The organism is Marinobacter zhanjiangensis (assembly GCF_014651935.1).
GTDB lineage: Bacteria > Pseudomonadota > Gammaproteobacteria > Pseudomonadales > Oleiphilaceae > Marinobacter > Marinobacter zhanjiangensis.
Map to the genome: position 1 here is coordinate 358,823 of NZ_BMXV01000003.1, position 13,066 is coordinate 371,888.

Here is a 13,066-nt window from a genome sequence, read left to right on the forward strand (position 1 = left end):
GGTAACCATACAGGACATTACATTGAAGGCTTTGCCCCTGAATCAGCTTTACAAGGCTTGCGTTCTCAAGGACCTCCCCTTCAAGACCACCCGACAGCTGGACCCCCTGGCTGAAATCGTCGGCCAGAACCGTGCCCAGGAAGCGGTCCGCTTCGCGCTCTCCATGCCCCATGGTGGCTATAACGTCTATGCCGTTGGCCGTAATGGGCTGGGTAAGCGAACCATGATGCTGCGCTATCTGGAACATCATCCCGACGAGACCCACAAGACCCACGACTGGTGCTATGTCGCCAATTTTGAAGACCCGCGGGTACCCCGGATGATCCGGCTGCCAGCGGGTGAGGGCGGCAATCTCAAGCAGGATATGGAAAAACTCATGTCCCGCCTGGTCAAGATGATTCCCCAGACCTTTGACAGCGACAGCTTCCTGGAGCGGGCCGAGCAGCTCAAGAATGAGTATGGCAAAAAGCAGGAAGACGAGCTGGAAAAGGTGGCCAACCAGGCCAAACGCAAGAAGGTCAGCCTGACCCTGAGCACACCGGGTGGCTACCGGCTGGTGGCCATGAACGGTGATGAGCCCCACACCGCCGAGACCTTTGCCGAACTCACCGAGGCCCAGCGGGACAAGTTTGAAGAAGATATCAACAAGCTGGAGAAGAAGCTGCGCCAGGCGGTGCGGAAGATCGCGGACTGGGAGCAGGAATACGCGGAAAAACAACAGGCTCTGAACCAGGAAACCCTGGAGTCCATCTCTGGCCACCAGTTTGATGAACTGGTCAGGCGTTACCAGAAAGAGCCGGATGTGGTCGCTTACCTGGAGTCCGTCCGCAAGGACCTGGCCGATAACCTGGACATCTTCCTTGACGACAACGAAGAGCAGGCGGCCATTGCCTACGCGTCCCTCGACAAGAAGATGCCCCGGCGTTACCTGGTGAACCTGCTGGTACACCAGAAGACCGATGAGGTTCCGGTGGTGGTGGAAGACAACCCCACTTATCACAACCTGTTCGGTTACGTGGAGAACGTGACCTTCAAGGGCACCGTGTTCACCGACTATTCCCTGATTCGCCCCGGCAGCCTGCACAAGGCCAACGGCGGTTATCTGCTGATGGATGCCATCAAGGTGCTGGAGCAACCCTTCGTCTGGGATGGCCTCAAGCGGGCGCTGCGCAGCAAGTCGATCATGATCAATTCACTGGAGCGGGAGCTGACCCTGTCCGGAACCATCTCCCTGGAACCGGAGGCGATTCCGCTGGATGTGAAGATCGTGCTGTTCGGTGACCGGGAAACCTGGATGTTGCTGCAGGAATACGACCCCGAATTCGCCGAACTGTTCCGGGTAACGGCCGACTTCGAAAACGAGATGCTAAGGACTTCGGAAAGCCAGCTGCTGTACGCCAAGTTCATCGCCAGCCTGGTCTATGAGAAAGGCCTGCTGCATTGTGATCGCAAGGCGGTGGCCCGGATTATCGAATACAGCGCCCGCACGGCAGAGCATCAGGCGCGGCTGTCGCTGCACGCTGCCGACATCGCCAACCTGCTGAGGGAGTCCGACTACTGGGCACGCCAGGCCAGGGCGCGCCTGATACACGCCGCGCATGTGGAACAGGCGCTGGACAGTGCCCGCTACCGCAGCAGCCGCATCCGCGACCAGTTCTACGACGCGGTCCGCGATGGCTCCACGCTGGTCAGTACCGAGGGCCGCCGGGTCGGACAGGTTAATGCCCTGTCAGTCCTGTCAACCGGCGGTTTCGAGTTCGGCCTGTCGAACCGGGTGACGGCAACCTGTTATTACGGTGATGGCGATGTGCTGGATATCGAGCGGGATGCCAAGCTCGGCGGCAATATCCACTCCAAGGGTGTGATGATCCTGACCGCCTGGTTGTCATCGCGGTTTGCCGCGAAGGACCCCATGCACCTGTCGGCGAGCCTGACGTTTGAACAGAATTATGGCGAGGTGGATGGCGACAGTGCCTCCGTGGCCGAACTCTGTGCCCTGGTGTCTGCCCTCTCCGGTATCCCGGTGCGCCAGGACCTGGCCATTACCGGCTCCCTGAACCAGTTTGGCGAGGTGCAGCCCATCGGCGGGGCCAACGAGAAGATTGAAGGCTTCTTCGATACCTGCAGCATCAAGGGTGTTACCGGCACTCAGGGTGTTGTCATGCCGAAGACCAACGTGCAGAACCTGATGCTGGACAACCGGGTGGTCGATGCGGTGCGGGCGGAGCGCTTTCATGTCTTTGCGGTCTCCACCGTGGAAGAGGCGATCGAACTGATGATGGGCAAGCCCGCGGGCCGTGCAGACCGCAAGGGCCATTACCCCCGTGGCACGGTATTCGGCGCCATCGCTCGCCGCCTTGCGGACATGCGGGAGCAGGAGCGGCAGGAGAGTGAAAGCCATTCCGGGGCTGCAAAGGATTCCACGATCCATTAACCTCATGGAAGTCCGGTGCATGCCGGGCTCTGGCAATCAGCTTTTTCTGGTCAGGGCAAAATAACGACAGGAGCGACAGGAATGACCGATATCCAGCAAACCGTTTACGTGGTGGAGGACGACGAAGCGGTACGTGACTCCCTCGAGTTGCTACTGAAATCCGATGGCAAGGCGGTAAAGACGTACCCCAGTGCCACGGATTTTCTTGGTGACTACTCAGAGGATATGGCCGGCTGCATTGTGCTGGATATCCGCATGCCGGGCATGGATGGCATGGAGCTGCAGAAGAAGCTCAACGCCCGGCATTCACTACTGCCGATCATCTTCGTGACCGGTCACGGGGATGTGCCGCTGGCCGTGGACGCCATGAAGGAGGGTGCGGTGGACTTCATCCAGAAGCCCTACCGGGAGGAGGCGCTGCTGGAAAAGATCGAGTCCGCCCTGGAGCAGGACCGTGAGCAGCGCAAGACCCTCGGCGAGCGCCAGGAAATTGTTCGCCGCATCAAGACCCTGACCCCCCGGGAAACGGAAATCATGGAGCGCATGATCGCCGGCCAGGCCAACAAGGTGATTGCCATCGAGCTGGACATCAGCCAGCGCACGGTGGAAATCCATCGCTCGCGGGTAATGCACAAGATGGGCACCCACTCCCTGGCGCACCTGGTGCGCATGGTGCTGTCCGTAAAGGACCTTATCGACGTCGGGTGATGCACGGCTCATCATGCCTGTTCTATCTCAACCGGCTGTAATCTATGACTGACCAGGCGAGCACCGAACCCACGGTGCTACTTGTTGACGACAATGCCCAGAACCTCAAGGTCCTCTACGAAACCCTCAAGGATCGCGGCTATCACCTGCTGATCGCCAATGACGGTGAAAAGGCGTTGACCCTGGCCAATCGTCACAACCCCGAAGTCATCCTGCTGGATATCATGATGCCGGATCTGGATGGTTATCAGGTGTGCGAGCGCCTGAAGGCTGATCCGGCCACCGCGGATTCCGCGGTCGTCTTCCTGTCGGCCCTGGACGATGTGGACGCCAAGCTGAGGGGTTTCTCCCTGGGCGGCGCCGACTATATCTCCAAGCCCTTCCAGGCCCAGGAAGTGATTGCGCGCGTGGGAACCCACGCCCGTGTCATTCGCCTCGAGCGGGCGTTGCAGGAACGCAATCGCGAGCTGGAAAGCGACCAGACCCGCATCCTCAATGCCATCAGTGAGGGTATCTACGGGCTGGATGCCCAGGGCGATATCGCCTTTGCCAACCCCGCAGCGGCCATGATCAGCGGCTGCACCGTGGAAGAACTGATTGGCACCAATTTCTTCGAACTTCATTTCCGTCAGCCACGCCCCTGTTCCGGCGCCCTCTGGCAGGACGATGAGGCCGGTACCAGCGAATCATCGCCGGGGCTACCGGTGCAGGCTACGTGCAGTCAGGGTATTTCCGAGCACCAGCGCAACGTCACCATGTATCGCGCCGATGGCTCCGGCTTTCCGGCGGAATACCGGGCGACCCCGAAAAAAGAGGGCGACCGTCTTACCGGCGCGGTGGTGGTGTTCCGTGATATTACCGCGGAGCTGGAGAGCGAGCAGGCCCTGGACGATGCCCGCGACCTGGTGCAGGAGCAGCGCGACCAGCTTGCCCATGCCTCCCGCATGGCCACCATGGGGGAAATGGCTGCCGGTTTTGCCCACGAGGTCAACCAGCCCCTGACCGCGATCACCAATTACGCGCGAGTAGCCCTGCGCATGCTTCGCGCCGAAGAGCCGGACCCGGAACTGCTATCCCAGACCCTGGAAAAGATCGAGGCCCAGTCCCATCGCGCCAGCGAAGTGGTCAGACGCATCCGTGGCTTCGTGCGCAAGCCGGCAATGGGCAAGGAAGTGCTGTCAGTGACCGGACTGCTGAATGAAACCCGCCAGTTTGCCGAAGTGGACGCCCGCAACAATGATGGTGGTGTCGAAGTGCGGGTGGCCGACGATGTGCCGGACGTGCTGGCGGATCCGATCCAGGTCCAGCAGGTGGCCCTGAACCTGATCCGCAATGCCCTGGAGTCTTCACGCGGTGCCGGCTCCCATGAACCGGTGGAAGTCAGCGCCAGCATGGTCAGCGACACCATGGTGCGCATTGAGGTGCGTGACCACGGTGAAGGGCTGCCGGACGACGCCGAACAGAAACTGTTTCTGCCTTTCTTCACCACCAAGGAAGAGGGAATGGGGATCGGGCTGGCCCTGTGCCGGTCCCTGATTCAGGCCCAGGGTGGTGAAATCGGATTCGAATGTCCTGCCGGCCCGGGCGCGGTGTTTTTCTTTACGCTGCCGGTGGCTCCGGCCACAGCGAATCAGGGCGCGGAATAAAATCCGCAAAAGTTTTCCGTAAAGCGTTGACATGACCAGCCCCATCTTTATAATGCGCCCTCGTTGTCACAGAGCAGTCACGCTGACTGGTTCTACTGATCCTCTCCTTCGGTTTCAGGTTGTTGGCAACGCCGCGCGGAGCGGTAGTTCAGTTGGTTAGAATACCGGCCTGTCACGCCGGGGGTCGCGGGTTCGAGTCCCGTCCGCTCCGCCATTTTTTCTCTTCCCTTGTTTCTTGTTGTTTTCTCTTGTCAGGCTCCCGGATTTAACGCGGCTGCCTTCTCTGTCGTCTGAAATCCGTCGTAGATATTTCCATACAAGTCTTGAGCTCTTAGCTACAAGTCTCTACTTTATTCTGCATTCGAGCTAACCTTCGTTCAGAAATTACCTTCGGGCTACTCCTCTGCTCGACGGGCGCTGATGCGGGGAACGCTTTCCGGGACCTTCAAAAACATGGACGTTTTTGAAGAGCCTACAGGGACGTATCCACGGCGTGTCCCGGAAAGCGTTCGCCGTAGCAGCGCCCTGCCACAATTGTCGATATCGAATAGCCGGTTTAGGCAAGAAATATAATGACAGAACCAGACAAGAGAGACCCCAACATGACCGCATCCCCGCAGCCGGGCAAAGCCCGCTACCCCCATTTGCTGGAACCCCTGGACCTGGGCTTCACCACCCTCCGCAACCGGACCCTGATGGGCTCCATGCACCTGGGGCTGGAAGAGCGGCCCAATGGTTTTGAACGGCTGGCGGCGTTCTATGCTGAGCGGGCCCGAGGCGGAGCCGGCCTGATCGTGACCGGCGGCATCGGTCCCAATGTGGAAGGCAGCGTGGGCCCCGGTGCCGCCAAGATGACCAACGAAGAAGAATCCGACCAGCACAAGGTGATCACCGAGGCCGTGCACCAGGCCGAAGGCACCATCTGTATGCAGATCCTTCATGCCGGTCGCTACGCCTACCATCCCCAGCTGGTGGCACCGTCTGCGGTGCAGGCGCCAATTAACCCGTTCACCCCCAATGAGCTGGACGAAGCCGGTATCGAGAAGCAGATCGAGGATTATGTCACCGCTTCTGCACTTGCCCAGAGAGCGGGTTACGATGGGGTCGAAATCATGGGCTCCGAGGGTTATTTCATCAACCAGTTCATTGTCGAGCGCACCAACAAGCGCACCGATGGCTGGGGTGGCAGTTACCAGAACCGTATCCGTCTGCCCCTGGAAATCGTACGCCGGGTGAGGGAGAAGGTTGGCCCGAACTTCATCATTATCTACCGCCTTTCCATGCTGGACCTGGTGGAAGAGGGCAGCACCTGGGACGAAGTGGTCGAGCTGGGCAAGGCCATCGAAAAGGCCGGCGCCACCATCATCAATACCGGCATCGGCTGGCACGAGGCGCGGGTGCCCACCATTGCTACCTCGGTGCCCCGGGGGGCCTTCACTGAAGTCACCGCGCGCATGAAAAAAGAAGTCAGCATTCCCCTGGTGACCACCAACCGCATCAACATGCCGGATGTGGCGGAAGAGATCCTGGCCACCGGCGAGGCAGACATGGTGTCCATGGCCCGCCCCTTCCTGGCCGACGAGAACCTGGTGAACAAGGCCGCGGAAGACCGGGCGGAAGAGATCAATACCTGTATCGGGTGCAACCAGGCCTGCCTGGATCATACCTTCAGCGGCAAACTGACCAGTTGCCTGGTCAATCCCCGGGCCTGCTACGAAACCGAACTCAACTACACCCCCGCCGGGCAGCCGAAGTCGCTGGCGGTTGTCGGCGCAGGGCCTGCCGGACTGGCGTTTGCCACCGTGGCAGCCCAGCGGGGCCACAAGGTGACCCTGTTCGACTCGGCGGACGAGATTGGCGGGCAGTTCAATCTGGCCAAGCGCATTCCCGGCAAGGAAGAGTTCCATGAGACGCTCCGCTATTACCGGGTGATGCTGGAAAAGCTCAATGTGGATGTACGGCTGGGCACGCGGGCCGATGCCGAGGCTCTGAAAACAGGTAGTTTTGATGAAGTGATCCTGTCCACCGGGGTCAGCCCCCGTATTCCAGAGATCGAGGGCATTGATCATCCCAAAGTGGTTGGCTACATCGACGCGATCAGGGGCAACAAGCCCATCGGCAATCGTGTGGCCGTGGTGGGCGCCGGCGGCATAGGCTTCGATGTGTCCGAATTCCTGGTGCATCAGGGTGAATCCGTGTCTCTGGACAAGCACGCCTTCATGAAGGAGTGGGGTGTGGACCTGTCCGTGGAGCACCGTGGCGGCGTCGAGGGCGTTACCGCGGATGTTACGCCGCCGGCCCGGGAGATCTGGCTGCTGCAACGCAAGACGTCCAAGGTGGGCAAAGGGCTGGGCAAGACCACCGGCTGGATCCACCGCTCAGCACTCAAGATGAAAGGTGTGCATATGGTGCCCGGCGTCACCTACCGCCGCATTGATGATGACGGACTGCACGTGACCATTGCCGGCAAGGATGAGAGCACCGAGGACCGGGTGCTGGACGTGGACAGCATCGTTATCTGCACGGGGCAGGAACCCCTGCGGGAATTGCAGGCAGGGCTGGAGACCGGTGGTCTGCCGGTTCACCTGATTGGTGGCGCCGATGTGGCGGCCGAACTGGATGCCAAACGGGCCATCGATCAGGGTTGCCGGCTGGCGGCCGCGCTCTGAAATCCGTAGATTCCCGGGACGGGTCAGCAATGCCGCTGCCCCGTCCCGGCGGTAGTCAATCACAATTTCTCACAGTTCTCTGGTCCCGGTGGGGCACCCCTCTGGCTAAAATGGCCACTTACCTTCACACTGATTAACCCCGATGCAATGTCGTGACGCTTCATGTGTCATGGCGTTTGGTAACTCAGGTTTCAATTCGCCGGGAGGCACCGAATGGCTCTGGCCGATCCATCCGCCGAAGGATATTCCGCCGTTTTCCTCATGGATGGGATCGAGGTTTCACGTCAGATGCGGGCCACCGAGTTTGACGCCTTTCTGGACGGTTATGTAGGTCTGTCGGACCTGGCAGATACCGATGTGCATGGAGTGTTCGTGCAGATCGGCACAGACCTTCTGGTGCGTGGGCTGGTATTTTTCCGGATTTATTTTGATGAAAGCGGGCGCGCCGATAGCCACTGGAACATTCCGGTGGAGGCGCTGGCGGGAAAAGGGTCCGCCGGACCGGATATGGGCGCCGGCCCCATCAGGTTGGTGTGTAAAAGCCTGTGCCCTGACAAACGCTTCAGATCTGAACTGTGGGATCCGGATATGACACCCGGGTCCAACCACTTCCAGTCCATTCGCAAGGCCGTGACGGCCAACCATCTCAAATTCAGGCACCGGGGCGTCTCTGCCGACGACCAGATTCCCGTACTGCGTACCGCCCTGGGCAAGCCGGATGCCGATGTGGCGGCGCGGGAGGCCACGGCCCAGCGTAACCGCCTGGCCCACATGATTCGCGAGCAGCGGCTGCGCATCAAAACCCTGCAAAGTGCCCACAGGGACTCGCTGACCGCCTTGCAGCGGGAGCACCGCCTTGAGCGACAGGCCTGGCAGGAGGAAAAGGCAGAGCTGGAGCGGGTGGTGGAGCGAAGCCGGCTCGAGTCCGGCAAGGTCCGCAAGCGCCTGGAGCGCCGGGACCTGCAGGTGGCGGAATTGCGTGAGCAGCTGGAGACGCTCCGCGCCAGTGTTGAGGAAGCCCCCCGGGGCATGGAAGAAGCCGCCCGGGCGGAAGTTGTCCTGTTGCGTGAGCAACTGGATCGCAAGCAGCGGGAACTGGACAACCTGGGCGAGATCACCCGGGAGCTGGAGCAGGCCGTTCGTGAGGCCCGCAACCAGTCGCCGGACGAGGACGGCCTGATCAGGCAACTGAAGGACCAGAAGGTCTTCCTGGTGGGCTATCACGCCGGTGTTGGTCACCTGACCCTGCCGTTCAGCGATCTGCGCCGTTATTTTGATAACCCCACTGGTTACGCCGCCGAGAAGTGCGGTATTTCCGAGCCGGATTACCGTCGCTGGCTGGAACACTACGAGAACCCTGTCTGTCGGGCCCCCGGAAAAAAGCAGGGGGAGCTCTGTGGCCAGCCGGTGATGCGGGTCAGTCAGCCTGCGGAGTTCGAGCCCGGGGTCCACGACCGTTGCGAGAAGCACGGAAACAACGGATAGCCGCCGTCGCCGGACAATCTTTTTCAGAATTGATCCGTAATTCGTTAAGATGGGTGGATAAGTCACTCGCCACTGACAGATTGAGAGATTGAATGGATCAATTCAGGAATATCGGGGTTATCGGCCGCATGGGCAGCGTCAAGGTCGTCGAGACGCTGCGGTCCCTGAAGACCTACCTGCTGAACGAGAACTACCAGGTGATCCTGGAGCAGGATACCGCCAGCATGTTGCCTGGGCATGGTCTGCAGGTGGCCAGCAAGAAGCTGCTGGGTGAAATCTGTGATCTGGTGATTGTGGTCGGTGGTGATGGCAGCCTGCTGGGCGCCGCCCGCGAGCTGGCCAAGTCCAAAATTCCCATTCTGGGGGTCAACCGCGGCCGCCTCGGTTTCCTCACGGATATATCTCCGTCCGACCTGGAAGAGCGGCTGGCGAAGGTGCTGCAGGGCGATTACATCGAGGAGACCCGCTTCCTGCTGGACGGCAACCTGGAGCGCGACGGTCAGCCACTGGGTTTCGGCAGCGCCCTGAATGATGTGGTGCTGCACCCTGGCAAGTCCACGCGGATGATCGGCTTCGATCTCTATATCGATGGTCATTTCGTGTACAGCCAGCGTTCCGATGGCCTGATCGTGTCCACGCCCACGGGGTCCACGGCCTATTCCCTTTCTGCCGGCGGCCCCATCATGCATCCCAAGCTCGATGCCGTGGTGCTGGTGCCGATGTATCCCCATACCCTCAGCAGCCGGCCGATCGTGGTAGACGGCAAAAGCGAGATCAAACTGGTCATCGGGGACACCAACGAAACCTATCCCCAGATCAGCTTTGACGGGCAGATGGACATTGCCTGCGCTCCCGGCGATATCATTCGTATCACCAAGAAGCCCTTCAAGATCCGCCTGATCCATCCCAGGGGTCACAATTTTTACGCCACCTGCCGCGAAAAGCTCGGTTGGGCCAGCGAAATAGCAGCGAGTTGATCATGGCAAGTGCACGAGCGGCCTCACGGGGCCACGACATCATTGGTGATATCCACGGCTGCGCCCGTACCCTTGAGCATCTGCTTGAACAGATGGGCTACAGGAAGCGCAATGGTATCTATCAGCACCCGACCCGGCAGGCCATTTTCATTGGCGACATCATTGACCGGGGGCCGCGTATCCGTGAGTCCCTGCATCTGGTGCGAGACATGGTGGAACATGGTTCCGCGCGTATCGTCATGGGCAACCACGAGTACAATGCCCTGGGCTATTGCACCCGGGCACGGCCGGGCAGCGGCAAGGAATTCCTGCGTGAGCACAACGCCCGCCACGACCGGCTGATCCGGGAAACCCTGGAACAGTTTGATCACTATCCTCAGGAATGGAACGAATTCCTGGAGTGGTTCTACACGCTGCCATTGTTCATCGAGGAAGAGCATTTCCGGGCGGTTCATGCCTGCTGGGATGAGCGCCTGATCCGGCAGTTCCTGGAGCGTCAGGGCAGCCCCTGTATTGATGATGATTTCCTGCATGCCTCCGCGGCCATTGAATCCTTCGCCGGCCAGGTGATGGATACCCTGCTACGGGGTACGGATCTGCCATTGCCGGACGACATGTCCATGACCGGCCGGGACGGGTACACCCGCAAGTTCTTCCGCACCAAGTTCTGGGCCGACGATCCGAGAACCTATGGTGATGTGGTGTTCCAGCCGGACCCATTGCCGGAAGAGGTCGCCCGCCGTGAACTGTCCGAGAAGGAACGGTCCGAGATTCTCCGCTATCCCATCGGCGAGCGCCCCGTCTTTGTAGGTCATTACTGGATGGAAGGCGAACCTGCCCCACTGAAGCCCAATGTAGCCTGTCTGGATTACAGTGCCGTGAAATACGGCAAGCTGGTAGCCTACCGGCTGGATGACGAACCGGAACTGTTACCGGAAAAATTCGTCTACGTAGATGTGGAACGCCCGGAACTGACCGGCTCTCCGCAAACCGAAGACAGCGTCGCGAGGTAACCGGCTTGTACCGAATCAAGGAACTGGAAACCGGGGAAGATCTCTCCGGTTTCAGCACCTGGCTGGGGCACCAGGGTGTAAAACATGAGATCACCCGGGAGTCCGGGGCGCAGGTTCTCTGGCTCGACAACCCCGAGCAGACGGAACCGGTACTGGCTGCCCTGGAGCAGTACATGAGTCGGGACGACGTGCGGCAACAGGTCAATCAGGCAAGCCGGGCGCCGGTGCGCGGCGGTCGCTGGCAGCCGGCGCCCCGGCATTCGCCGGTGGTGTTCGGGCTGATTATTGTGGCAGCGGTGGTGGCGTGGCTGACCGGGCTGGGGGAAAACCTCATGTCCGCCGTATTCATGTACGTAGATCCCCGCTACCACGAGTGGCAGTCTTTCGCGCAGCGGCTGGACGCCCTCACCGGAACCCTGGCCTCGGGGCAGTTGTGGCGTCTGATCTCGCCGGACTTCCTGCATTTCAGCGTGATGCACATCCTGTTCAATTCGGTGATGCTGTGGTTCCTGGCCAGCCAGGTGGAGTGGATGGATGGGCGCGGGCGTTTCCTGGCCCTGTTCCTGGTCACCAGCCTGGCGTCGAATACCCTGCAGTACCTGGTGTCGGGGCCGCTTTTCGGTGGTCTGTCGGGTGTGGTCTACGGTGTGCTCGGCTATTGCTGGCTCAGCCAGCAACGCCTGCCCCGTTTCCAGTTTCCCCCGGCCCTGGTCACCTTCGCGCTGGTGTGGATGATCATCGGCTTTACGCCCCTGCCGGTGTGGCTGGGTATCGGGCGTATGGCGAACGAGGCCCACCTTGGCGGTTTCCTGGGTGGTCTGTTAATGGCGGTTATCATGTCTCCGCCCGGGCCGCGCCGGACAGCCTGAGCAGTCGTTTTCCGGTGACCGAAACGAAAAAAGCCCCACCAGTGGTGGGGCATAAAAGAGCTCGGAAGCTCCTGATGAGAGAGACCAAATGAAACGACCGTGTCATTTGGTAGGTTAATGATAATCATTTACGTTTAAGGTGTCAAACCCTTTCCGGGAATTTTTTATGACTTACGAAGATTTAATCGAGCGTCTGGATCCGACGGTGTACCAGAATCTGCGCCGGGCTATCGAGCTTGGCAAATGGCCGGATGGCCGCAAGGTCTCCGACGAGCAGCGCAAGATCTGCCTGGAAGCCGTTATCCACTACGAAAAAACCCATGATATCCCCGAGTCGGAGCGCATCGGCTATATCCAGCGTCAGTCCTGTGGTTCCGGCAGTGACAGCGGCGAAGACACCATTCGCATCGTCAATTGAGGTAGCCTTGAACGAACCGATTGAACTCAGTGGCCGCCTGGTCAAGATGCCCGTGGCGGCAGCAACGCCGGTAGACTATACCCTGAAAGTGGGTGATCATCGCCTGCCACTGAATGAGCTGCTGGGCAGACAGATCGAGATCAGCTTCAGCGGGGAGATCCGCTGTGCCCACTGTAACCGGAAGACCAGCAAAAGCTTCAACCAGGGCTACTGTTATCCCTGCTTCAAGCGTCTGGCTGCCTGCGACAGCTGCATCATGAGCCCGGAAAAGTGTCATTATCATCTGGGCACCTGTCGCGAGCCGGAATGGGGTGAAACCCACTGTATGACGGATCATGTGGTTTACCTGGCGAATTCTTCCGGGCTGAAAGTGGGCATCACGCGGGCCAGCCAGGTGCCGACCCGCTGGATCGACCAGGGTGCCGTGGCGGCAGCCCCCATGCTGCGGGTGGCAACGCGCTACCTGGCCGGGCTGGTGGAAGTCGCCTGCAAGCAGCACGTTGCCGATCGCACCAACTGGCGCACCATGCTCAAAGGGGAGGCGCCGTCGGTCGACCTGCAGGCGGAGCGAGAGGCGCTGCTGGAGAAAATTGCGCCGGAGCTCGAGCAACTGGCCGCCGAGCATGGCCGGGACACCATCGAAACCGCTGATGACCCGGTCTGGTCCCTGGATTATCCGGTCGACCACTGGCCGGGAAAGATCACCACCCACAATCTGGACAAGCAGCCTGTGGCCACCGGCGTGCTTCAGGGCATCAAGGGGCAGTACCTGATCCTGGACACCGGGGTTATCAACATTCGCAAGTACACGGCTTACAACGTCCGTGTGCGGGTTTTGTCGGAGTAA

The 13,066-nt window shown here is 60.2% G+C and carries 10 protein-coding genes and 1 tRNA gene; all 11 read left to right on the forward strand.

From position 1 onward, the window contains the following. The first annotated feature begins 22 nt into the window (after positions 1-22). The 11 genes from IE079_RS08365 (at position 23) to IE079_RS08415 (ending at position 13,066) form a co-directional block, all read left to right on the forward strand. The gene (locus IE079_RS08365) at positions 23-2,434 is read left to right on the forward strand and encodes a Lon protease family protein (protein ID WP_189575354.1); all 2,412 of its coding nucleotides are present in this window, start codon (positions 23-25) and stop codon (positions 2,432-2,434) included. A gap of 81 nt (positions 2,435-2,515) precedes the next feature. After that, positions 2,516-3,142 (forward strand): response regulator FixJ, encoded by a 627-nt coding sequence (gene fixJ, locus IE079_RS08370; protein WP_189575356.1) that lies wholly within the window; start codon positions 2,516-2,518, stop codon positions 3,140-3,142. A gap of 44 nt (positions 3,143-3,186) precedes the next feature. After that, complete coding sequence (locus tag IE079_RS08375; protein ID WP_189575357.1) at positions 3,187-4,788, forward strand: ATP-binding response regulator; 1,602 nt, start codon at positions 3,187-3,189, stop codon at positions 4,786-4,788. Between the two features lie 137 nt (positions 4,789-4,925). Next, positions 4,926-5,002, forward strand: a tRNA-Asp gene (locus IE079_RS08380). Between the two features lie 388 nt (positions 5,003-5,390). Next, entirely contained in the window at positions 5,391-7,457 is a 2,067-nt protein-coding gene (locus IE079_RS08385; RefSeq protein ID WP_189575358.1) for an NADPH-dependent 2,4-dienoyl-CoA reductase, read from the forward strand. 213 nt (positions 7,458-7,670) lie between these two features. Next, entirely contained in the window at positions 7,671-8,942 is a 1,272-nt protein-coding gene (locus IE079_RS08390; protein ID WP_189575359.1) for a DNA repair protein, read from the forward strand. Positions 8,943-9,034: 92 nt separating this feature from the next. Further along, complete coding sequence (locus IE079_RS08395; RefSeq protein ID WP_189575360.1) at positions 9,035-9,919, forward strand: NAD(+) kinase; 885 nt, start codon at positions 9,035-9,037, stop codon at positions 9,917-9,919. 2 nt (positions 9,920-9,921) lie between these two features. Continuing rightward, entirely contained in the window at positions 9,922-10,932 is a 1,011-nt protein-coding gene (locus IE079_RS08400; protein WP_189575361.1) for a metallophosphoesterase, read from the forward strand. Between the two features lie 5 nt (positions 10,933-10,937). Beyond that, complete coding sequence (locus IE079_RS08405) at positions 10,938-11,801, forward strand: rhomboid family intramembrane serine protease (RefSeq protein WP_189575363.1); 864 nt, start codon at positions 10,938-10,940, stop codon at positions 11,799-11,801. Between the two features lie 166 nt (positions 11,802-11,967). Further along, the gene (locus tag IE079_RS08410; RefSeq protein WP_189575365.1) at positions 11,968-12,219 is read left to right on the forward strand and encodes a YeaC family protein; all 252 of its coding nucleotides are present in this window, start codon (positions 11,968-11,970) and stop codon (positions 12,217-12,219) included. 46 nt (positions 12,220-12,265) lie between these two features. Next, positions 12,266-13,066 carry a DUF2797 domain-containing protein gene (locus IE079_RS08415; RefSeq protein WP_227712413.1) on the forward strand — a complete coding sequence of 267 codons (801 nt, stop codon included), beginning with the start codon at positions 12,266-12,268 and terminating at the stop codon, positions 13,064-13,066.